This window comes from Cytobacillus mangrovibacter, assembly GCF_042865275.1.
GTDB lineage: Bacteria > Bacillota > Bacilli > Bacillales > Cytobacillaceae > Cytobacillus > Cytobacillus mangrovibacter.
On record NZ_JBIACJ010000002.1, the window covers coordinates 92,211 to 113,407 of the forward strand.

Below are 21,197 nucleotides of genomic sequence, written 5' to 3' on the forward strand. Positions count from 1 at the left end.
GTCCGCATCATTCAGAAAATGAATGATTAGAAAATCGGGTGAATTGCAGGGAAAACCTTAGAGGCTGATAAGCTACAACGTGACTGGAAACGGTGAGCGTGAATGCTTAAAAATTATCAGCATTGGTCAATCTGCAGCCAAGCGTCATTGGGCAAAGGTAATGGCGAAGGTTCAACGACTAGAGAGTGAGTCCCAACAATAAACTCTCACAAGCGCCCGGCCCCTAACAGTAAAAGCTGAGGGTGATGATATAGTCTAGTCCGACTGCTGAGGCAGTGTAAATATCCTGAAAGGGACGGTAGGTACGTGGCATCCTGACATTATTGAATTCATCATTTCAAAAATGCAAAATCCAAGAATTTTACGATTCTTACTTGAAACGACAAATGATGAAACGATTAAAAAATATGCGAAAGAAAAATTAAAATTCACTCCTTTTACAGAGCAAGAAATAGCAATGTATCAAGGGATTGTAAATTATAAGAAAATTCCAGGGTATGGCGGCTTTAGTGAAAAAATAATTAATGATGCAGAAGAAAAATTAGTAACTGGGGGCAATTATTCTGTTCATAATTCTGAATTCCTTACAGGTGCAAATATATCTGTTTGCTTAACGAAGGAATTCATGAATGCAGTTGAGAATGATGCTGAATATGAACTCCGATTCCCAGACGTAGAAAGCTATGGTAAAGATGAAATGCGCAACTATAATGAAGAATGGCATAAAGTAGGGGATGTCCGCGAATGGGAAAAACTCGGTCATAAAGTACGAGTTTATCGTAAAATCCAAGCAAAAGAGCTTTGGAATTTAATCAACATTTGTGCGACTTACTCAGCAGAACCAGGAATCTTCTTTATCGATAATGCAAATGACATGACAAACGCAAGAGCATATGGACAGAAGGTTGTAGCAACAAACCCATGTGGCGAACAACCCCTCGCACCATACAGTGTCTGCAATTTGGCTGCTGTTAACCTAGCAGAAATGGCAGATAAAGAAAACAAGACTGTAAACTTTGAGAAATTAAAGCGTACCGTTGAAGTCGGTGTGCGGATGCAGGATAACGTGATTGATGCAACACCATATTTCCTTGCAGAAAATAAAAAACAGGCTCTTGGTGAACGCCGTGTTGGTTTAGGTGTCATGGGTCTGCACGATTTGTTGATTTATTGTGAAACAGAATACGGTTCTGAAAAGGGCAATGAGCTTGTTGATAAAGTATTTGAAACAATAGCTACAACAGCTTACCGTGCTTCTGTAGAACTGGCTAAAGAAAAAGGAAGCTTCCCGTTCTTAACGAGGGAAACAGAAGAAGAGACGAATCGTTTAAGAAAAGCTTTTTCAGAAACAGGCTTCATGCAAAAAATGCCTGAAGATATTCAACAATCAATTATCGAATATGGCATTCGCAACTCACATCTTTTAACTGTGGCTCCTACGGGATCTACTGGGACGATGGTTGGGGTTTCTACTGGCCTTGAACCTTACTTCTCCTTCTCTTACTTCAGAAGTGGCCGTTTAGGCAAATTTATTGAAGTAAAGGCAGATATTGTTCAAGAATATTTAGATAGAAATCCGGATGCAGATCCGAATAACCTGCCTGAATGGTTTATTGCTGCTATGGATTTAGCTCCAGCGGCACATGCAGATGTTCAATGCATCATTCAGCGCTGGATTGACAGTTCGATTAGTAAAACAGTGAATGCACCGAAAGGATATAGTGTGGAGCAAGTAGAAAAAGTATATGAGCGCCTTTACAAAGGTGGTGCTAAAGGCGGCACTGTTTATGTAGATGGTTCCCGTGATTCTCAAGTACTAACTTTGAAAGCAGAAGAAAATAGCTTCGAAGAAACAAGCTTTGACAAAAAAGAAAAAACAAAGCAGCATGTTGTACTTGTTGACACAATTAATGCTCTCCGCTCGACTAATGTAAAGATTGGATCAGAGGTTGGAGATACATGCCCAGTCTGCCGCAAAGGAAGCGTAGAGGAAATTGGCGGATGTAATACATGTACGAATTGCAATGCCCAATTAAAATGCGGACTATAAAATAACTCATAAAAAAGAAGGTGGAGACTCATCCATCTTCTTTTTTGCATTTTAAATAAAATAACACCTTGTCTACCGTACTATTTTTGCAGGTCTCCGATTAAAAATGTATCAAGTGAGTACATCGATAGGAGTGGCTTGCATGTATATTGACGGTGTCTTTTCTGGTGGAGGAATTAAAGGATTTGCTCTAATTGGTGCCTATGCCGAGGTTGAGAAAAGAGGGTTCCGTTTCAAAAGAGTGGCTGGAACGAGTGCAGGGTCGATTGTCGCAGCATTGATTGCCGCAAACTATACAAGTGAAGAAATATACCAATTAATCGATGAACTCAATTTAAAGAAATTTCTAGATTCGCGAAAAACGTATATTCCATTAGCGGTGACAAAATGGATTCTTCTCTATTGGCGGCTTGGGCTCTACAAGGGAGATGAACTTGAAAAATGGATAGAGGAAAAGCTTGCTGCAAGAGGAATTAGGAAGTTTTCAGATCTCCCTCATCAGGCATTAAGGGTAGTTGCCTCTGATCTAACAAATGGTCGTCTCGTTATACTGCCCGATGATTTAATAAATTACGGCATTGATCCCGGATCATTTTCGATTGCAAAGGCCATCCGGATGAGCTGTAGCCTGCCCTATTTTTTTGAACCGGTTAAACTTTATACAAGAGGTGAAGCAAGCATCATTGTTGATGGAGGAGTCCTTAGCAATTTTCCGATGTGGTTATTTGATCGGGACAATGTGAAGAAGGCAAGGCCTGTTCTAGGGATGCAATTAAGCCAAAATGTGACAGATCGTCCGAAAAATAAGATCAAAAATGCCATTCAAATGTATGAAGCCTTATTTGAAACGATGAAGGATGCCCATGATGCTCGGTATATTTCCAGAAAACATGCTCGAAACATTATCTTTATACCTACAGAGGGAGCATTAACAACTGAATTTCAACTAACACAAGAGAAGAAACAAGCCCTTGTAGATTTAGGCGAAAAATGTGCTAAGCAATTCTTTTCACAATGGAGTTATTGATTAATTAAAAAAGATCGAGCTTATTATAGAGAAGCTCGATCTTTCTTTTTGCCTTTTTTTCCTTGGATAACAGTTAAATGTGTGGAAGATTTTTTTTTCGTCCTTTTAAGGGTTGATAAGGAATTCCCAGAGCTTGCCTTGCGATTATTGCCCTTTCTTGGCTCATTCATTTTATATCGTTTTTTTGATTTCTTTGCTGCGCGAATAAATGCCCGCTGTTCATGTTTTCTAGGACTTGCTTTATAAAAATGCCGAAAGATAGAGTAGATTACAAAACCAACTAATATAATGACAGCTATTCTCAGCAAAAAACCGGCAGGATCTGAAAACAAATTAGCAGTCATCCCCACGACTGCAAGAAGAATGAGTCCTAGGATAATGATTACGGAAACCCGATTTTTCAAGAAAGCCACCTCCCTATGAGCATGATGAGCATTTTTTCACTCTTTTAAACTTGGTCCAACTAGTTTTATTCAATTTCTTCTATTTTTATCTATTTTATAAGTGATTGGTATCTATCTTTATTCTACAAAAAATAAAACAAAACCTCTAGGAATGAAGTGGAATTTAATTATGAGCAGATAAACTTATTTCTTTTAAGTATGCAAGGGAAAATGCTCAAAAGGACATAATAAAGTATGGAGGTGGTAAAAATGGCAGAAGAAAAGCAGCTAGAACAAAATCAAAGAGAAAAACCGATGTCCTTTATTACCATGGTGATAGTAACGGGATTGATTGGTGGGATTTTTTGGAGTGGGCTTGGTTATTTAGCATACGTTTTTAATTTAACGGAAATAAGACCGAATGTCATTCTGGAACCATGGCTGATTGGTACTTGGAAAGAGGGAGGGCTAGGAACGGTCATTAGCATCGTGATGATTGGAATTATTTCAATTGTTGTGGCCTTTATTTATTACGCTGCCTTACGAAGATTTCCGAGCATTTGGGTAGGAGGAGTCTTCGGTATTGTTCTATTCTTATTAGTCTTTTTTGTTTTAAATCCGATCTTCCCTGGAATTAATCCATTTAGAGAGCTTGAGCGAAATACGATTATTACATCTCTCTGTTTTTACATTTTATATGGTGTATTTGTAGGATATTCCATTTCATATGAAGAAAGTGAAATTAAATATAAAGAAAGGATGGAGAGAAAAACACAGCAGGAAAGTTAATTAAACTATTTTAATCACTTCAAAATAAGATTCTAAAAGTAGTGGAATAGAATTCATTTATGATAAAATATTCTTGTAAATCAATCTTTTTTTACAGGAGTGCATAAATGAAAATATTATTATTGAATGGGCCGAATTTAAATTTACTAGGAAAACGTGAACCTAGTGTATACGGCTTCACTACTTTAAAGCAGCTGGAAGAAAAGATTGTCACATTAGGAAACCTCCATAACACAGAGATCATTTGCTTTCAGTCCAATCATGAAGGGGAAATCATTGATAAAATTCATGAAGCAAATGAAAGTGGAATGGACGGTATTATTATGAACCCTGGTGCTTTTACGCATTATAGCTATGCGATAAGAGATGCTATCGCGGGCATACAGATTCCTGTGGTTGAGGTACATATTTCAAACATCCATTCCCGTGAAGCATTTCGTCATACTTCTGTCATTGCCCCAGTTACTGCTGGGCAGATTGTTGGCTTAGGTTTATTTGGATATGAGTTAGCCTTCCATGCTTTAATGGATCGTGCAAAGGGGAGAGAATAAAATGGGAAAATTACAGAAATTACGCTCAAGCTTTGAAAAAAATGGCATTGATGGAATGCTGATTACTAGTACATATAATCGACGTTATATGACTAATTTCACTGGTTCATCAGGAGTCGTTCTTATTAGTAGAGAACACGCACAGTTTATTACCGACTTTCGATATATAGAGCAAGCCACTGCTCAATGTGAAGGCTATGAAATTGTGAAGCACTCAGGTGTAATCCCAGCAGAGGTTGCAGAACAAGCAAAAAAGCTTGGCATTAAAAGACTTGGTTTTGAACAGGATTATGTCACTTTCTCTGCTTATCAAACATATGAGAAAGTGATTGAAGCAGAATTAGTACCTGTTTCTGGAGAAATTGAAAAGTTACGCTTGATTAAGACTGAATCAGAGATTAAGATATTAAAGGATGCAGCGGACATTGCTGATGCAGCGTTTAAACATATTATTGGATTTATTCGCCCAGGCTTAACTGAGCTTGAGGTAGCGAATGAATTAGAGTTCTTTATGAGAAAAGCCGGTGCAACTTCATCATCTTTTGACACAATTGTTGCTTCAGGCCATCGTGGTGCACTTCCACATGGTGTGGCAAGTGAGAAAGTGATTGAAAAAGGTGATATGGTTACACTTGACTATGGTGCGTATTATAAAGGTTATGTTTCAGATATAACGCGAACACTAGCAGTTGGTGAACCTTCACAGAAAATGAAGGAAATCTATGACATCGTTTTACAAGCGCAATTGCGTGGAATGGATGGCATAAAGCCAGGTATGAGTGGAAAAGAAGCAGATGCATTAACCCGTGATTATATAACTGAAAAGGGTTATGGAGAATATTTCGGTCATTCCACAGGACATGGCATAGGTCTTGAGGTTCATGAGGGGCCAGCGCTAGCTTCTAAATCAGATATTATTCTTGAACCTGGCATGGCTGTAACGGTAGAGCCTGGCATTTACATACCAGGGCTTGGTGGGGTCCGGATTGAAGATGATACTTTAATTACAAAAGACCATAATGAACCGCTGACACATTCAACAAAAGATTTGATTATTCTTTAAGAAAAGCAGAGCTAATTAGGAGGATTTACATGATTTCTGTAAATGATTTTCGTACCGGATTAACAATTGAAGTAGATAACGGAATTTGGCGTGTAATGGATTTCCAGCATGTTAAGCCTGGAAAAGGAGCAGCGTTTGTTCGTTCCAAACTTCGTAACCTACGTAACGGTGCGATTCAAGAAAAAACCTTCCGTGCAGGTGAAAAAGTAGGAAAAGCACAAATTGATAACCGCAGAATGCAATATCTTTATGCAAGTGGCGATCAGCATGTTTTCATGGACAATGAGTCTTATGAGCAAATTGAGCTGCCAGCTGTATCTATTGAATACGAACTAAAATTCTTGAAAGAAAATATGGAAGTTCAAATCATGATGTATCATGGTGAAACACTAGGTGTTGAACTGCCAAATACAGTTGTATTAGAAGTGACTGAAACAGAACCAGGGATTAAAGGGGATACTGCATCAGGCGGAACGAAGCCAGCAACACTTGAAACGGGCCTAATCGTCCAAGTTCCATTCTTTATTAATCAAGGGGACAAGTTAATTATTAATACATCTGAATCTTCCTATGTATCTCGTGCATAAGTAAATGGAAAGGGGGAATTTCGAGTCTGTGATGGGATTTTCCCTCATTCCATTGTTTTTTTCCAAAGTTTTCAACTTGTGAAGAAGACGATTATTCGTTATTATATTTATATAGAAGCTGCGTTGTTCGCTTGTGTATGTAGTTTCAACCTTTATTTAGATTGAGGGAGTTCAACACCATTGCTGGAACATCATGCCTCCATTTGTAGAGGACGATTGAGAAAGCAATTGCGGACACCCACCTGGAGGAGCAGGTATGAAACTCCATATGAAACGGCGGCAAAGGCGGCTATACATAACGAATGAAGAGCAATGACCATTGGGTTATTGCTCTTTTCTTTTTAAGAAAATGTAAACTCAGCTGTTACAAATTTAGTAATTTCCAGTGTCCCTGGCTCAATCGGGGTTGATGTACTGCTTTTAACAAGTGCTGATGCTTGAAAGGGGACTGGATTATTTGGCTGTTGAGAAGTTTCGGCTACTAATAGAGGTTCTTTCGCTAAGTGTACTCCTAATGTTCTCGCAATCGTGTCCGCTTTTTGATAAGCATTAATAACGGCTAATGAAAGGGCTTGGTGTTGAAATCGTTCAGTGTCACTTGAAGTAAATTGGATTCCAGAAATGATATTCGCCCCATTATTGACAGCTGTATCAATGACCAAACCGCTGTTTTCTATATTTTTGATTGAAACACGGAGAAGGTGCTGAACCTTGTATCCTCTAAAAACTTGTTTGCCATCGACAAAATCATATTGTGGAAATATCGAGTAATCCACTGTTTGAATCTGTTCCTCCTGAACACCAATCTTACTTAGTCCTTCTTTAACCTTCGTTATAACCATTGCATTATTGTTCTGTGCATCCGTTACTTCCATTTCCTCTGTAGAGACTCCTAATGTTACCTCCGCCGTGTCTGGAAGCACTGAAACCTTCCCTTCCCCATACACACTAATTACATTTAACCTTTTGTTAGTCACAGGTATATTACGCTGAGCTGGATATTGATTATACAAATTTTTCCCCTCCTTCTTTTCTTTAGATCGCGGCCTCTTTAATATGTACGGTCAATTGAAAAGGAACATTCGGATATTTCTTCCGTACCTTCCCTCAAATTTCACAAAAATCTTCATTTCCACTTGTAATGATTAAAAAATCTTCTATAAAGATGGAACAACAGACTAAAACAAAGTCATATTGTTTTAAAGCAAGCATACATTTTAAGGAGTGCTAGTCCAAAAAGAAAAGCGGAAGCGCCTTGTCCACCCCCGACAAGCACAAGACGAGCCTCACGGAAAGGTGTTTTTTACCTTTCTGGGAGGATTGGCTTGTGACCTCGAGGGGGTAGGCGCTGTAGCTAGACAAAAAGAAAAGCGGAAGCGCCTTGTCCACCCCCGACAAGCATAAGACGAGCTAGCGAGAAGGTTGTACTTTAACCTTCTTGATGGATTGACTTATGACCTCGAGGGGGTAGGCGCTGTAGCTAGACAAAATCACTATTTATCATCTTACTTTTTAGGAGGATTAATGTATTGGAAACGATTCTAGCCTTTTTGCCAAAAAACATAGCAGATTATTTGCAGCATATACCTTCTCGCCAATTGCTGGAATTAGAAGAGATACGTGTCCGAATTAACAGACCAGTTGAATTAATTATTAAAGGAACCCCAACGTTTCTGTCCTATATTGTTAAGCCGGATGATGCTGTTCATTTGCTTAATAAGATGAGCCATTTTTCGATCTACACGATTGAGGAAGAATTACGAAGAGGCTACATCACGATTGAAGGCGGCCATCGAGTGGGGCTCGCAGGAAAAGTTATCCTCGAAAATGGGATTGTGAAAGCGATTAGAGATATCTCTTCCTTTAATATCCGAATTGCTAGAGAACAAATCGGGATTGCCAATAGACTTGTTCCACATCTATTTAACGGAAGCTGGCTGCACACAATGATAATCGGTCCCCCGCAAACAGGGAAAACAACACTTCTGCGTGATATAGCAAGAATTATCTCGAGCGGGGATGAAAATGGCCTTTTTCAGGCATATAAAGTTGGAATTGTTGATGAACGATCTGAAATTGCAGGAAGTGTCAACGGAATCCCACAGATGACCTTTGGACCGCGTCTTGACGTTCTAGATGCCTGTCCGAAAGTAGAAGGGATGATGATGATGATTCGTTCGATGAGTCCAGATGTTTTGATTGTTGATGAAATCGGCAGAAAAGAAGATGCAGATGCCATTATGGAAGCTGTGAATGCAGGGATTAAATTGATTATGACAACGCATGGAAATACCTTAGATGAGATAAAAAAACGCCCAACCATTAAGCCGATTCTTGAAATGGGAATTTTCCAGCGGTTCATTGAACTGAGCAGAAAAAGCGGCCCAGGAAGTGTGACAAGCATTAAAGATGGGACAGGCAGAGAGATTCTGCATGAAGTGAGAGTGACTTAAATGATGAAGATCATTGGTGCCATATTCATAATTATTGCGACTACTTGGGCAGGATATGAGGCTTCTCGGCATCTCCATGAACGGCCTCGGCAGCTTCGTCAATTGAAATCAGCCCTACAGTCACTAGAGGCTGAGATCATGTATGGCCATACACCTTTGCATGAGGCGGCTAGAAGGCTTGCGGCCCAGGTGGCAAAGCCGTTATCCTCCTTCTTTGAATCCTTTGCACAGAAATTGACAAATTCAGAAACAACGGTAAAAGATGCATGGGAACAAAGTTTAACAGAAATATGGAAAATGACCGCATTTAAACAAGGTGAATTTGAAATTATGAAGCAATTCGGGGAAACATTAGGCAGACATGACCGCCTATCCCAGCAAAAACAAATCATGCTTACACTCTCACATTTAGAGCGTGAGGAAGCTGATGCATTCGATAAACAAGCAAAATATGAAAAAATGGTCAAAAGCTTAGGTTTCTTATCAGGGCTCTTATTAATCATTCTATTAATGTAGAAAAGTAAACAAGGTGCCTGCATATTTCTGGTTGTCCAGCTCCGGCACCTAGCCCCTCGAGGTGAACTTGTCGGGGCTGAACAAGGCGCCTGCGCATTTCTGATTGGGGGAGAGAGGTTATGGGGTTAGAGGTTGATATTATTTTTAAAATTGCTGGAGTTGGGATTGTCGTGGCATTCTTGCATACAATCCTTGATCAAGTAGGGAAAAAGGAATATGCCCAATGGGTAACATTGTTTGGGTTTATCTATATTTTATTTATGGTTGCCTCGATTGTAGATGACTTGTTTCAAAAAATTAAATCTGTGTTTTTATTCCAAGGCTAAAGGAGGGCTTTGCCATTGAAATTCTCCAAATAGTCGGTGTCGCACTCGTTGCTACCTTCCTTGCTTTAATTGTAAAAGAACAAAAGCCCAACTTTGCTTTCCTGATCATTGTATTTGTTGGCTGTACCATCTTCCTCTTCTTGGTAGATCAAATTTACGCCATTATTCACATGATTGAACAAATTGCTGTGAATGCAAAAATAAATATGATGTATATCGAAACCATTTTAAAAGTGATTGGCATTGCGTATATTGCTGAGTTTGCTGCCCAAATCACGAAAGATGCTGGTCAAGGAGCGGTTGCCTCCAAAATAGAACTTGCTGGAAAGATATTAATTCTTGCGATGGCTATACCAATCCTGACCGTGATGATCGAGACAATCATCCAAATGATTCCAAGTTAATAAAAGGTATGAGGTGTAACGATGAAGCATTGGCTGCAGAAACTACTATTTCTCAATTTGCTGCTCTTTTTCTTACTAAGTCAAGAAGTACAAGCCTCTCCGCAAACAAATGATGTGAATGAATCAATAGAAGTCGTTGATACGCAATCGATTGTTGACTCTCAGCTAGATTCTCTTAATATCGATGAATTGAAAGGGTTTTGGGAAAAAGTCACTAACGAGTATGGAGGCTTTTTACCAGAAAGTCAAAAAGGCAGTTTATATGAATTCATAAAAGGAGATAAAAAGTTTTCCTTTCAGGAATGGGCTTCAGGCTTTATGAAATTTATCTTTCATGAATTTATTGTAAATGGGAAGCTGCTTGGTTCTTTAATTCTGTTAACTGTCTTCAGCATGTTTCTACAATCTCTCCAGAATTCCTTTGAAAAAAGTACGGTCAGCAAGGCAGCGTATGCGATTGTGTTCATGGTGCTGATCATTATTGCATTGAATAGCTTCCATGTAGCTATCAGCTATACGCAGGAAGCAATTGATACAATGATTTCCTTTATACTGGCGCTAATCCCGCTGTTATTAGCTTTAATTGCTTCGTCAGGCGGGCTTGTCTCTGCTGCATTCTTTCACCCGGTAATCTTATTTTTAATGAACATGAGCGGATTATTAATTCAATATGTAGTCCTGCCTCTATTATTTCTATCAGCTCTGCTCAATATTGTCAGTACACTCTCTGAAAATTATAAAGTGACCCAGCTTGCCAATTTGCTAAAGAATTGGAGCATTGGGCTTCTTGGTACCTTTTTAACTGTATTTCTAGGCGTTATCTCTGTCCAAGGTGCATCTACTGCCGTGACCGATGGAATTACGATTCGCACAGCAAAGTTTATAACGGGTAACTTCATTCCTGTGATTGGCCGAATGTTTACTGATGCAACAGATACTGTGATCAGTGCCTCTGTTTTATTAAAAAATACAGTAGGCATTGCTGGAGTAGCGATCCTAATTATCATTGCAGCCTTTCCAGCAATCAAAATATTAATGATTGCGTTTATATATAAGTTTGCAGCTGCCATTTTGCAGCCTTTAGGTGGAGGACCGATTATCAAATGCCTCGACATCATTAGTAAAAGTGTCATTTATGTTTTTGCAGCACTTGCGATTGTATCCCTGATGTTTTTCTTAAGTATCACAGTAATTATTGCAGCTGGAAACTTAACAATGATGGTTAGGTAGGAGGAGAGGATAAATGGATTTTATAAAAGAATGGATAACGAATATTATATTATTTGTCCTTTTGGCGACCGTCATCGATATGCTCCTACCTAATTCTAGTTTTCAAAAATACACCAAAATGATTACAGGATTATTGCTCATTGCCGTTATTTTAACGCCAATATTGAAACTAATCTCTAATGATTTTGAGGAAGTGCTTGCCACTGTGCCTACTTTTGAAGCAACTGGAGAAAAAAACTTAGAAAATTCAATAGAAATGAAGAAAAAAGAGATACAAGCCTTCCAACATGCATATATTTTAGAAGAAATGGAAGTCCAATTAAAAAAGGATGCAGAAGAGGAGTTGATTGAACAGTACGGATTGGAAATTATGAATGTTGAATTTCAAGTAGATGAATATGATCAGCGTGCTTTCCCAGAGAACCTGCAAAAGGTAATGGTTGAATTAAAGCACAAAGATGAAAAAGCTGAAGCTATTGAAGTCGTTAAAAAGGTAGAAATTAATTCTGAAGAAACTCTTCCTTCAAATCAAGCAAACAATGAAACTGAAAAAGTTGCTTCACTTTTAGCAGAAAAACTGAATGTAGATGTAAACATGATCGAAGTATTGGTAGAAGGGGGGAAGATGAATAAGGATGGATAAGGAAAAAGGACCTTTATCATTTCTGAAAAAGTTATTTTCAAAGGAAGAGGCGTCTGATAAAAAGACAAGTAAATATCAATATTTGCTACTCGTCCTACTCTTTGGAGCAGCCATCATGTTCGTTAGCAATATCGTCTTTAAGGATAAAACGTCAGATACAAGTCTTCCTGTTTTTAATAATCAGGACAAGGTTAAGAATGAGGAAGATGTAGCTACTTTCGGCAAGGAGCAGCCAGAAGGAAATAGCGTGATTGCCGACTATGAGCGTGCGTATGAAGCACAAATAAAAGAAGCGCTTGATGCCATTGTTGGTGTAGAAGATGTAACGGTTGTCGTTAACGTCGATGCAACCGAACAAAAGGTGTTAGAAAAAAATAAGACAAGTAAGATACAAACAACAGATGAAACAGACCGTGAGGGTGGCAAGAGAAAGGTAGAAGACCAATCAAATGAAGAACAGCTGGTAATTATTAGAAATGGTGAAAAAGAAGTTCCAATTGTCTTAGAAACGAAGAAACCAAAAATTAGAGGCGTTCTCATCGTGGCAAAAGGAGCAGACAATATTCAAGTGAAAAAGTGGATTATTGAAGCGGTAACAAGGGCATTGGATGTACCTAGCCATAAAGTCGCTGTCATGCCCAAAAAAACTAAGGGGGATTAATGAATGTTATTAAAAAAACAAACCGTCTGGTTATTAACAATGCTGAGCTTAGTGGTTGTATTATCTGTGTATTATATTACTTCGCCTGAACAAAGAGGAAATGATCTTGCTGCTACGGAAGAGCAAAAAGAGCAGACAAAGGATGAAATAGCAAATACAGAAGCAGAAGAGAAAGACAATGCAATCATTACAAATGCTGCTGGTGATGAAGTGTTTGAGGCATTGCGTATTCAACTTGATGATGAACGCAGCCGCAGTAAGGAAGAATTAACTACAGTTATGGGGACTACAGGAATTTCTGCTGAAGAAATCAGTGAAGCAAAGGAGCAATTCGATAAGCTTGATCAGCTAGCAGAAAAAGAGGATATGCTGGAAACTTTGATTAGAGCGATGAATTATGAGGATGTACTTGTTCGTGCAAATGAAGAGAATGTCCGAGTGACAGTTAAGGCAGATAAGCTTTCCCGCACAGAAGCCAATGAAATTATTCGCCAAGTACAAAGTGAAATTGGTGATTTACAATTAGTAACAGTAGAATTTCAACCTAAATAAACAAGAATAGCGAGGGGACCCCCTCGCTATTCTTTCTGTAAATCGATTAATTCTTCCATTGAATGATGAGCACTTGATACTGAAATAAATAATTGTTCATGGTGTTTTGTCTGAAGCCCGACTGTCGATGCGATTTCTTGTAGTGATGCACTTGTTTGTTCAATGACAGAGCTAAATTCATTAATGGATTCACCGATCAACCTTGAAGAATGATAGATCTGCTTCGTAAGTGTATCGTATTCAGTAATATCATCCTTCAGATGGGAGAATGTTTGATGAATCTTTTGAAAGACCTCCTGTGTCTCGTCTGCCAGGGCAAGGTTATTTGTTAGCTTTTCCCCGGTAGAGTGAATGGTTTTTTTCGTCCGCTCCGTATCAATGATCACATTATTTAGGTTTTCCGTCATTTGTGTTGCTGTTTTTCTTGATATATCAGCAAGCTTCCGCACCTCTTCAGCAACAACAGCAAAGCCCTTCCCGCTATCTCCTGCTCTAGCTGCTTCAATCGATGCATTCAAAGCTAGCAGATTTGTTTGGGTAGCAATATCCTGAATGGCTGCAGCAAAATGGGATGTTTCTTTTACAAGAGTTGATAATGAAGACATATGGTCATTTACGATATGCATTTCAGAAAACGAATCGGATATATCAGTCCTAAGCCTCGTTACAAGAGAATCCCCTGAAAGAGTAATTTGCTCAGCTTTTTGTGCATCATCATGTAGTTTCTCTACTAGTTGGCTTGTACTTTCTGCCAGCTGATTGGCTTGATCGAGCGAGTGGGTAATATCAATAATCGTATCTGATTGCATTTGAATTCCAGCTGAAATTTCTGCAACAGAGTCATTCATTTCAGTTGCAGATTGATAATTATCCTCACTCATCTGTTTCACATTATCTATTAAAGCAGAAATGCCAGTAGTACTTTTAGCAACAGTTTCCTTCATTTTAATATTATTTTCTAATAGTAATTGGGTTTCTTTTTGTGCAGAAACAATATTCTCCGATAATTTTCTAGCAAGAGCTTGCTGGAATGTTAGTAAAATAGTAATAAGAATAAAAAGCAAATAAATGGTTACATAATTCTTTCCATCAAGCGGTAATTGCTCATGATGAAAAAAGGTGAAAATAGTTATTACAGCCAATCCAAGTACGGAAGCAAGCCATAATAAATTTCGCTGCATATAAATAGCTGCTAATGCAAGAATAAAAAATATGAGGAAATAGGCTGTAGGGGAAACACTATTTTCCATAATAATAAACATAACCCCTGCAACTAGAAAAATGGATAGGTAGGGAATCGCTGTAATCGCTTTCTTTAGAAGGTGCATGACAGCGATTATACTAACTCCTACTCCACCCGCAATAATGATTGATAAGATAATGGCTAATTCCTTTTTCATTGCAATATCAACAATTGCAGCTAGAATTACACAAACAAATGCAGCCTTTACAACCAAAGCATTTTTCCTTATCAAGTCCTCTTTTTTAATTTCCTCAATCGTTTTCATTCAGTTCTCTTCCCCTCACATCTAGTCCTTTTGAATTATTATTTCGCTATTTTATTCGTATATCCTCCACGATTATTCATAAAATTTACAAAAATACTAAATCGAATTTATTAAAGAAGGCTGCTTTCTTAAGGAATGTTGTTTTTTGAATAAATTATGTGAATGCAAATCGGTTACAGAAAAGGTTGGTTGATTGGAGCGGAAGGTGCGAGACTCCTGCGGGAGGAGTGGGACAGGTGAGACCCCACAGTAGCGGCAGCGACGAGGAGGCTCACCGCCCACCCCGCGGAAAGCGAGCGCCTGGAGCGGAAATCAACCTCTACTCACTCAAGTTAAAAGTAACAATGTTTGCGAAAACAGCCCTAAAGAAAGACTATCAAATGATAAAGTTTGATAAAGGAAAATGAAAATATTATTCATAGTTGTGAATCCCGTATTGAATTTCAATAGGATTTTATCGTATGATATTAGTATCTAGTCATAAATTTCATCGTGTTAATCTTCGCATGGCTATTTTTACAAAGGGATTAATACAATTGAAAACAAGGGGTGCCAAAATGTTAAAAATACAGGAAATCCGTGAACTGATTAAGCTAGTTGACCAGTCGAATATTGATGAGTTTGTATATGAGCATGATGGATCTAAAATTAAAATGAAAAAGAAAACAGCCGAAACAGTCGTAGCACAACCGGCTAAGACAGTGATTGAGGAAGTACAAGCACCGAAAGTAGTTCAGCCAGCTGCAGTTAAACAAGTAGCAGCAGTTGAACAAGAAGTAAACGTAGCAGTTAAGGAAACAGAAAATCTACATAAAGTTGTTTCACCAATGGTAGGGACATTCTATCAATCATCTTCACCAGATGCGGAAGCATATGTGAAAGTTGGATCGAAAGTAACGAAGGATTCCATTGTATGTATTGTTGAAGCAATGAAGCTGTTTAATGAAATTGAAGCTGAGATTAATGGGGAAATTGTTGAAGTACTAGTAAGTGACGGCCAATTAGTAGAATATGGCCAGCCATTATTTTTAGTAAAGCCTGAATAAGGAGCGGTAACAGGATGATAAAAAAACTGTTAATTGCAAATAGAGGAGAAATAGCTGTTCGTATTATACGGGCTTGTCGTGAAATGGACATCGAATCTGTCGCTGTGTATTCTGAAGCTGACAAGGAATCCCTTCATGTTCAGCTTGCAGATGAAGCTTATTGTATTGGTCCGAAATCGTCTAAAGATAGTTATTTAAATTTCACGAATATCATAAGTGTGGCGAAGCTGACTGGATGTGACGCAATTCACCCAGGCTATGGCTTCTTAGCTGAAAACGCTGATTTTGCTGAGCTTTGCCGTGAGTGCAACATTATTTTTGTCGGTCCTACTCCAGAAGCGATTACGAAAATGGGAACGAAGGACATTGCCAGAGAAACGATGAAAGAAGCAGGCGTTCCAATTGTTCCTGGTTCAAATGGGATTATTAAAGACATCAATGATGCAATCGAGCTAGCCAATAAAATTGAATACCCTGTAATTATTAAAGCAACAGCCGGGGGCGGAGGAAAAGGGATCCGTGTCGCACGCAATGAGGCTGAGCTCATTAAAGGGATTAATATTACGCAACAGGAAGCATTAACTGCGTTCGGAAATGCTGGGGTATATATTGAAAAATATATTGAGGATTTCCGCCATGTTGAAATTCAAGTGCTTGCTGACACCTATGGAAATGTTGTTCATCTCGGTGAAAGAGATTGCTCTATCCAAAGACGTCTGCAGAAGCTTCTTGAAGAAACGCCTTCTCCTGCCCTAGATGGGGAAACGCGTGAAGAAATAGGAAATGCGGCTGTAAAGGCTGCAAAAGCAGTTGACTATTCAGGTGCTGGCACAATTGAATTTATCTATGATTACCATAAACGCAAGTTCTACTTCATGGAGATGAATACACGCATTCAGGTGGAGCATCCGGTTACGGAAATGGTTACTGGCGTAGATTTAATTAAAGAACAGATTAAAGTAGCGTCAGGAGAGAAGCTGAATTTTGTCCAGCAAGATGTTACTTTCAGCGGCTGGTCGATTGAATGCCGAATCAATGCCGAAAATCCTGAAAAGAATTTCATGCCTTCAGCAGGGAAAATCACAATGTACCTTCCTCCTGGCGGCTATGGTGTTCGCGTAGATTCTGCTGCCTATCCAGGATATGTGATCCCACCTTATTATGATTCCATGATCGCTAAAGTAATTACTCATGGACATACGCGAGATGAAGCAATCGCTCGTATGAAAAGAGCATTAAGTGAGTTTGTCATTGAAGGTGTCCATACGACCATTCCATTCCATTTAAAACTGTTAAGTCATGAAAAGTTTGTAGAGGGACAGTTTAATACAAAGTTTTTAGAGTTATATAATGTGATGGAGAAAGAAGATTAATTGGAGGTGCACTGATGAGCGAAAATTTGTTGGAGATGAATAAAGAAAATGCTGGCCTTGGTAAAGTTGAAATTGCTCCAGAAGTGATAGAGGTTATTGCTGGAATTGCTGCCTCAGAAGTAGAAGGGGTTGCCCAAATGCGCGGGAACTTTGCTTCAGGCGTTGTCGAGCGACTAGGCAAGAAGAATCACGGCAAAGGTGTGAAAGTTGAGTTATCAGAAGAAGGAATTAAAGTAGATGTGTATTGCTTGATGACATTTGGGATTTCCATTCCGAACGTAGCCCAAAAAATTCAAGATAATATCCGTCAAGCCCTATTAAACATGACAGCACTTGAAGTTCAAGAAGTGAATATTCATGTAGTAGGCATTACATTTGAAAATCAAAAGCATGAAGTAGAATTCGAACAGGAAATGTAATGATCAGGCCAAAGACACATTATTTGTCTTTGGCTTTTTTTCGTTACAGCAAAAGACTCTTTTCTAAAGATTGCTGTCTTAAATAGTGTGAATGAAAACCGTTCACAAATAAGTTCGGTTGATTGGAGCGGAAGGTGCGAGACTCCGGCGGGAGTAGTGGGACAGGTGAGACCCCGCAGGCGCATAGCGCCGAGGAGGCTCACCGCCCACCCCGCGGAAAGCGAGCATCCTGGAGCGGAAATCAACCTCTACCAACTAAGTGTTAATTAGCAACAATCTTTGCGAGAACAGTCTAGAAAAAACACAAAAATGTGATTTATAAAGTTTTTTAAGGCAATCTTTTCTGCTAAAGTTGTTTATGACAGATGTTATTTGTCTTTACAAGGGAAATAATTTTGGTATAAGATGCGAAGACGTTATAGTTATGCTATTATTTATAATGTATTTTTGGAATTGGATATGGCATAAATGATAATAATCGAAAACGTTGACCCTTTCAGTCTTGGATCTTGATTTCAAATAGAGAAGAGTAATGCTGAATGAGACGATACCTGAAATTTTCCCTGTAAAAGGAGTTAAGGAATAGATGAAGAGAAGAACCGCTAGAGAAAAGGCATTACAAGCTTTATTTCAAATCGATGTGAGCCAAGTAGAGCCAGGCTCAGCTATCGAACATGTTTTGGAGGGTGCTCCAAATGATGCGTATTTGAGTAAGGTGGTTAATGGTGTACTGAACCATAAAGAAAGCATTGATGAATCAATTAAGCAGCATCTTGCAAATTGGACATTGGAAAGATTGGCGACCGTAGATCGTAATCTATTAAGATTAGCCGTTTATGAACTTCAGTTTGGCAGTGAAGATGTTCCTCCAAATGTTGCGATCGATGAGGCAATCGAAATTGCAAAATTATACGGGGATGATCAGTCAAGCAAGTTTATAAATGGGGTTCTTTCAAAGATTAAACATCAACTATGATATTGACAGCAATCGGTTCCTTTCACTAATTATTAGGAGGAAGCTAATATGGGGGAAAAATTGATTGATGGAAAAGAAATAGCTAGACAAAAGAAATCTTTGATTGCTGAAGAAGTTGAAAAGCTAAAAAAGGATGGCATCGTTCCAGGCCTTGCTGTTATATTAGTTGGAAATAATCCAGCCTCTATAACGTATGTTTCGAACAAAGAAAGAACATGTCGAGAGCTTGGGATGCATTCCGTGCTAATTAGGCTGCCTGAAACAGTTTCTGAGCAAGCCCTTTTAGATCAAGTGATCGAATTAAATGGAGATCCAGAAATCCACGGAATCCTTGTTCAAATGCCTCTGCCGAATCATATTAATGAAACAAAGGTGATTGAGACGATTTCACCTGAAAAAGATGTAGATGGGTTTCACCCAGTAAATGTTGGCCGGATGATGACAGGTCAAGATGCATTCTTACCGTGTACACCATATGGAGTAATGGAGATGTTAGATTACATCGGTATGGATATATCCGGTAAACACGTGGTGGTAGTTGGCCGCAGCAATATTGTAGGAAAACCAGCAGGACAGCTTTTTCTAAATAAAAATGCAACAGTTACCTATTGTCATTCAAAAACAGCAGATTTAAAGGCATTCACTACACAAGCGGATATTATCGTAGCAGCTGTTGGGAAAGTTAACTTAATTACAAAGGATCATGTTAAACCAGGTGCAGTTGTCATTGATGTCGGGATGAACCGTAACAGTGAAGGCAAGCTCTGTGGAGATGTGGATTTTGAAAATGTAAAAGAAGTAGCTAGTTATATTACTCCTGTTCCTGGCGGAGTTGGACCAATGACGATTACGATGCTTATGTTTAATACATTAAAAGCAGCTAAAGCCATTCAGAATAAAATAACAGCAATATAAAAATTAATAGAATGACGACTCTGCCTTTTCATTTATACTTTAGAGACTTTCTTTCCTTACACCGTTTAATACATGACGGATGGAAGAACTAAATCTATAATGAAAGGGCAGTTTTATTGTATAAATAGGCCAAAAGGAGGCTGTTTATGGAACAGCGCTATTTAACGGTCAATGCACTAACTAAGTATATAAAAAGGAAATTTGATGCAGATCCGCATCTGCAAGATTGTTTGGTTAAGGGAGAAATATCGAATTTCAAACAGCATTCAAGTGGTCATATGTATTTCACTTTAAAAGATGAAAAGGCACGCATTCTTGCTGTAATGTTTTCGAGAAATAACCGATCCATGAAGTTTTCTCCTGAAAATGGGATGAAGGTGTTAATTAGGGGTGACCTAACTGTATATGAACCGAGTGGTCAATATCAAATATACATAAAAGAAATGCAGCCAGATGGGATCGGTGATTTATATTTAGCATTTGAACAGTTGAAGGAAAAGCTTGAAAAAGAAGGGCTATTCTCTAGCGAAAATAAAAAGCCAATTCCTAAGTTTCCAAAAACGATTGGGGTTGTCACTTCACCAACTGGTGCAGCAATTAGGGATATTTTAACGACAATAAAAAGACGTTATCCAGTAGCAAATATCCTTATCTTTCCTGCGGTAGTCCAAGGAGAGCATGCGGCTCCATCCATTGTGAAAGCTATTCAAATGGCGAATAGTCAAAGTGAAGCTGACGTATTAATCATTGGACGTGGTGGAGGCTCCATCGAGGAATTATGGGCCTTTAATGAAGAATCTGTAGCAAAATCGATATTCGATTCACATATCCCGATTATTTCTGCTGTTGGACATGAAACAGACTTTACAATTGCTGATTTTGTTGCTGATCTAAGAGCGCCAACACCAACAGGAGCAGCGGAATTAGCTGTGCCGCATATTGAAGATTTATCTGAAAGGATTTTTAATAAACAGTCCCGAATAATAAGGGCGCTGAAAGAGCAAGTAAATTTACAAAATGAAAGGCTCTCAAGAATTCAAAAATCCTATGCCTTCCGCTACCCGCACAAATTATATGAACAAAAGCTAGAGCAAGTAGATAAATGGACGGAACAGCTTCAAAAAGGCTCGAGAAAGCTATTTGAATTGAAGGCTGAACAAGTACAAAGCCTGCAAAAGCGGATCATTCGCAGTCATCCAAAAGAACGAATGGAAGCAGCAAAAATTCAGCAAGAGAAAATGAATAAACTATTAATCCGTGCAATGACAAATATCGTAGCTGCTAAAGAAAAGGATTATTCCCATTTGCTCATGACATTAGAAGCCTTAAGCCCATTGAAGATTATGGATAGGGGCTACAGTCTAGTCTATACAAGTGAAGGGAAATTAATTAAAACGGTGAAGCAAATAAATCTTAATGAACAAATAAAAGTAAAAGTATCAGATGGTACGATCAATTGCCAAGTAAACGAGATTGAGGAGTGATTAGATGACTTCTGAGAAAAAAGTAACATTTGAAGAAGCGATGGAGCAATTAGAAGAGATCGTGGAAAAACTGGAAGAAGGAGATGTTCCTTTAGAAGAGGCGATTAATATATACAAACAAGGAGTGGATCTATCAAAGTTTTGTCATGATAAGCTAAAAAATGTTGAATCGCAATTAACACAAATTTTGACAGCGGATGGACAAAAAGAGAATTTTGTCATTTCTGAGGAGGAGTAAATT

Annotated in this window: 23 protein-coding genes, 1 other RNA gene and 1 pseudogene; 22 read left to right on the forward strand and 3 right to left on the reverse strand. The window is 38.6% G+C overall.

Going from position 1 to position 21,197, the window contains the following annotated elements; translation table 11 throughout:
• Positions 1-298: 298 nt before the first annotated feature.
• Positions 299-2,050 (forward strand): annotated as a pseudogene (locus ACFYKT_RS03795) (vitamin B12-dependent ribonucleotide reductase); the annotation flags it as partial.
• A gap of 142 nt (positions 2,051-2,192) precedes the next feature.
• Positions 2,193-3,077, forward strand: coding sequence for a patatin-like phospholipase family protein (locus ACFYKT_RS03800; protein WP_389215673.1), 885 nt, complete (start codon positions 2,193-2,195; stop codon positions 3,075-3,077).
• A 23-nt stretch (positions 3,078-3,100) separates the two neighbouring features.
• Here the strand turns inward: ACFYKT_RS03800 and ACFYKT_RS03805 are convergent, their stop codons facing one another.
• The gene (locus ACFYKT_RS03805; protein ID WP_389215676.1) at positions 3,101-3,490 is read right to left on the reverse strand and encodes an SA1362 family protein; all 390 of its coding nucleotides are present in this window, start codon (positions 3,488-3,490) and stop codon (positions 3,101-3,103) included.
• A gap of 240 nt (positions 3,491-3,730) precedes the next feature.
• On the opposite strand from ACFYKT_RS03805, the gene ACFYKT_RS03810 reads away from it, so the two are divergent.
• The 5 genes from ACFYKT_RS03810 (at position 3,731) to ssrS (ending at position 6,746) form a co-directional block, all read left to right on the forward strand.
• Positions 3,731-4,249, forward strand: coding sequence for a YqhR family membrane protein (locus ACFYKT_RS03810; RefSeq protein ID WP_389215679.1), 519 nt, complete (start codon positions 3,731-3,733; stop codon positions 4,247-4,249).
• A gap of 107 nt (positions 4,250-4,356) precedes the next feature.
• A complete protein-coding gene (aroQ, locus tag ACFYKT_RS03815; protein ID WP_389215682.1) occupies positions 4,357-4,800 on the forward strand; it encodes a type II 3-dehydroquinate dehydratase in 444 nt (147 codons plus the stop codon).
• A gap of 1 nt (position 4,801) precedes the next feature.
• A complete protein-coding gene (locus tag ACFYKT_RS03820; protein ID WP_389215685.1) occupies positions 4,802-5,863 on the forward strand; it encodes a M24 family metallopeptidase in 1,062 nt (353 codons plus the stop codon).
• 29 nt (positions 5,864-5,892) lie between these two features.
• Positions 5,893-6,450: an elongation factor P gene (efp, locus tag ACFYKT_RS03825; protein ID WP_389215688.1), complete on the forward strand. Its 558-nt coding sequence runs from the start codon at positions 5,893-5,895 to the stop codon at positions 6,448-6,450.
• Positions 6,451-6,562: 112 nt separating this feature from the next.
• Positions 6,563-6,746: non-coding RNA, 6S RNA (ssrS, locus tag ACFYKT_RS03830), on the forward strand.
• A 45-nt stretch (positions 6,747-6,791) separates the two neighbouring features.
• Here ssrS and ACFYKT_RS03835 read toward each other — a convergent pair.
• Positions 6,792-7,463 carry an SIMPL domain-containing protein gene (locus tag ACFYKT_RS03835; protein WP_389215691.1) on the reverse strand — a complete coding sequence of 224 codons (672 nt, stop codon included), beginning with the start codon at positions 7,461-7,463 and terminating at the stop codon, positions 6,792-6,794.
• 516 nt (positions 7,464-7,979) lie between these two features.
• On the opposite strand from ACFYKT_RS03835, the gene spoIIIAA reads away from it, so the two are divergent.
• The 8 genes from spoIIIAA (at position 7,980) to ACFYKT_RS03875 (ending at position 13,235) form a co-directional block, all read left to right on the forward strand.
• On the forward strand, positions 7,980-8,903 hold the full coding sequence (gene spoIIIAA, locus ACFYKT_RS03840; RefSeq protein ID WP_389215694.1) for a stage III sporulation protein AA: 924 nt from the start codon (positions 7,980-7,982) through the stop codon (positions 8,901-8,903).
• Positions 8,904-9,419 (forward strand): stage III sporulation protein SpoIIIAB, encoded by a 516-nt coding sequence (gene spoIIIAB, locus ACFYKT_RS03845; protein WP_389215697.1) that lies wholly within the window; start codon positions 8,904-8,906, stop codon positions 9,417-9,419.
• 119 nt (positions 9,420-9,538) lie between these two features.
• On the forward strand, positions 9,539-9,745 hold the full coding sequence (gene spoIIIAC / locus ACFYKT_RS03850) for a stage III sporulation protein AC (protein ID WP_009794945.1): 207 nt from the start codon (positions 9,539-9,541) through the stop codon (positions 9,743-9,745).
• Between the two features lie 14 nt (positions 9,746-9,759).
• A complete protein-coding gene (gene spoIIIAD / locus ACFYKT_RS03855; RefSeq protein WP_389217016.1) occupies positions 9,760-10,149 on the forward strand; it encodes a stage III sporulation protein AD in 390 nt (129 codons plus the stop codon).
• A 21-nt stretch (positions 10,150-10,170) separates the two neighbouring features.
• Complete coding sequence (gene spoIIIAE, locus ACFYKT_RS03860) at positions 10,171-11,379, forward strand: stage III sporulation protein AE (protein ID WP_389215700.1); 1,209 nt, start codon at positions 10,171-10,173, stop codon at positions 11,377-11,379.
• A gap of 13 nt (positions 11,380-11,392) precedes the next feature.
• Positions 11,393-12,022: a stage III sporulation protein AF gene (gene spoIIIAF, locus ACFYKT_RS03865; protein ID WP_389215703.1), complete on the forward strand. Its 630-nt coding sequence runs from the start codon at positions 11,393-11,395 to the stop codon at positions 12,020-12,022.
• Positions 12,015-12,683: a stage III sporulation protein AG gene (gene spoIIIAG, locus ACFYKT_RS03870; RefSeq protein ID WP_389215706.1), complete on the forward strand. Its 669-nt coding sequence runs from the start codon at positions 12,015-12,017 to the stop codon at positions 12,681-12,683. Before spoIIIAF ends, spoIIIAG begins: the two co-directional genes overlap by 8 nt.
• Before the next feature lie 3 nt (positions 12,684-12,686).
• Positions 12,687-13,235, forward strand: a complete 549-nt coding sequence (locus ACFYKT_RS03875) for a SpoIIIAH-like family protein (RefSeq protein ID WP_389215709.1) — start codon at positions 12,687-12,689, stop codon at positions 13,233-13,235.
• Positions 13,236-13,261: 26 nt separating this feature from the next.
• Here ACFYKT_RS03875 and ACFYKT_RS03880 read toward each other — a convergent pair whose 3' ends face one another.
• On the reverse strand, positions 13,262-14,743 hold the full coding sequence (locus tag ACFYKT_RS03880) for a methyl-accepting chemotaxis protein (RefSeq protein WP_389215712.1): 1,482 nt from the start codon (positions 14,741-14,743) through the stop codon (positions 13,262-13,264).
• 557 nt (positions 14,744-15,300) lie between these two features.
• On the opposite strand from ACFYKT_RS03880, the gene accB reads away from it, so the two are divergent.
• From accB to xseB, 7 genes are all read left to right on the forward strand, one after another.
• Positions 15,301-15,789 carry an acetyl-CoA carboxylase biotin carboxyl carrier protein gene (accB, locus tag ACFYKT_RS03885; RefSeq protein WP_389215715.1) on the forward strand — a complete coding sequence of 163 codons (489 nt, stop codon included), beginning with the start codon at positions 15,301-15,303 and terminating at the stop codon, positions 15,787-15,789.
• Between the two features lie 14 nt (positions 15,790-15,803).
• Positions 15,804-17,162, forward strand: a complete 1,359-nt coding sequence (gene accC, locus ACFYKT_RS03890; protein ID WP_389215718.1) for an acetyl-CoA carboxylase biotin carboxylase subunit — start codon at positions 15,804-15,806, stop codon at positions 17,160-17,162.
• Positions 17,163-17,176: 14 nt separating this feature from the next.
• Complete coding sequence (locus ACFYKT_RS03895) at positions 17,177-17,581, forward strand: Asp23/Gls24 family envelope stress response protein (RefSeq protein WP_389215721.1); 405 nt, start codon at positions 17,177-17,179, stop codon at positions 17,579-17,581.
• Positions 17,582-18,167: 586 nt separating this feature from the next.
• A complete protein-coding gene (nusB, locus tag ACFYKT_RS03900; protein WP_389215724.1) occupies positions 18,168-18,557 on the forward strand; it encodes a transcription antitermination factor NusB in 390 nt (129 codons plus the stop codon).
• Positions 18,558-18,605: 48 nt separating this feature from the next.
• The gene (gene folD / locus ACFYKT_RS03905; protein ID WP_389215726.1) at positions 18,606-19,472 is read left to right on the forward strand and encodes a bifunctional methylenetetrahydrofolate dehydrogenase/methenyltetrahydrofolate cyclohydrolase FolD; all 867 of its coding nucleotides are present in this window, start codon (positions 18,606-18,608) and stop codon (positions 19,470-19,472) included.
• A 146-nt stretch (positions 19,473-19,618) separates the two neighbouring features.
• A complete protein-coding gene (gene xseA, locus ACFYKT_RS03910; RefSeq protein ID WP_389215729.1) occupies positions 19,619-20,956 on the forward strand; it encodes an exodeoxyribonuclease VII large subunit in 1,338 nt (445 codons plus the stop codon).
• A 4-nt stretch (positions 20,957-20,960) separates the two neighbouring features.
• The gene (xseB, locus tag ACFYKT_RS03915; RefSeq protein WP_389215732.1) at positions 20,961-21,194 is read left to right on the forward strand and encodes an exodeoxyribonuclease VII small subunit; all 234 of its coding nucleotides are present in this window, start codon (positions 20,961-20,963) and stop codon (positions 21,192-21,194) included.
• The last annotated feature ends 3 nt before the right edge of the window (positions 21,195-21,197 follow it).

Excerpts from the sequence above, each read along its gene's own strand:
- ACFYKT_RS03810 (WP_389215679.1), top strand. The coding sequence starts at position 3,731 with ATGGCAGAAGAAAAGCAGCTAGAACAAAATCAAAGAGAAAAACCGATG.
- ACFYKT_RS03875 (WP_389215709.1), top strand. The coding sequence starts at position 12,687 with ATGTTATTAAAAAAACAAACCGTCTGGTTATTAACAATGCTGAGCTTA.
- ACFYKT_RS03880 (WP_389215712.1), bottom strand. The coding sequence starts at position 14,743 with ATGAAAACGATTGAGGAAATTAAAAAAGAGGACTTGATAAGGAAAAAT.
- spoIIIAF (WP_389215703.1), top strand. The coding sequence starts at position 11,393 with ATGGATTTTATAAAAGAATGGATAACGAATATTATATTATTTGTCCTT.
- xseA (WP_389215729.1), top strand. The coding sequence starts at position 19,619 with ATGGAACAGCGCTATTTAACGGTCAATGCACTAACTAAGTATATAAAA.
- ACFYKT_RS03895 (WP_389215721.1), top strand. The coding sequence starts at position 17,177 with ATGAGCGAAAATTTGTTGGAGATGAATAAAGAAAATGCTGGCCTTGGT.
- spoIIIAE (WP_389215700.1), top strand. The coding sequence starts at position 10,171 with ATGAAGCATTGGCTGCAGAAACTACTATTTCTCAATTTGCTGCTCTTT.
- ACFYKT_RS03820 (WP_389215685.1), top strand. The coding sequence starts at position 4,802 with ATGGGAAAATTACAGAAATTACGCTCAAGCTTTGAAAAAAATGGCATT.
- efp (WP_389215688.1), top strand. The coding sequence starts at position 5,893 with ATGATTTCTGTAAATGATTTTCGTACCGGATTAACAATTGAAGTAGAT.
- ACFYKT_RS03800 (WP_389215673.1), top strand. The coding sequence starts at position 2,193 with ATGTATATTGACGGTGTCTTTTCTGGTGGAGGAATTAAAGGATTTGCT.
- aroQ (WP_389215682.1), top strand. The coding sequence starts at position 4,357 with ATGAAAATATTATTATTGAATGGGCCGAATTTAAATTTACTAGGAAAA.
- spoIIIAC (WP_009794945.1), top strand. The coding sequence starts at position 9,539 with ATGGGGTTAGAGGTTGATATTATTTTTAAAATTGCTGGAGTTGGGATT.
- nusB (WP_389215724.1), top strand. The coding sequence starts at position 18,168 with ATGAAGAGAAGAACCGCTAGAGAAAAGGCATTACAAGCTTTATTTCAA.
- spoIIIAG (WP_389215706.1), top strand. The coding sequence starts at position 12,015 with ATGGATAAGGAAAAAGGACCTTTATCATTTCTGAAAAAGTTATTTTCA.
- xseB (WP_389215732.1), top strand. The coding sequence starts at position 20,961 with ATGACTTCTGAGAAAAAAGTAACATTTGAAGAAGCGATGGAGCAATTA.
- spoIIIAB (WP_389215697.1), top strand. The coding sequence starts at position 8,904 with ATGATGAAGATCATTGGTGCCATATTCATAATTATTGCGACTACTTGG.
- folD (WP_389215726.1), top strand. The coding sequence starts at position 18,606 with ATGGGGGAAAAATTGATTGATGGAAAAGAAATAGCTAGACAAAAGAAA.
- accC (WP_389215718.1), top strand. The coding sequence starts at position 15,804 with ATGATAAAAAAACTGTTAATTGCAAATAGAGGAGAAATAGCTGTTCGT.
- accB (WP_389215715.1), top strand. The coding sequence starts at position 15,301 with ATGTTAAAAATACAGGAAATCCGTGAACTGATTAAGCTAGTTGACCAG.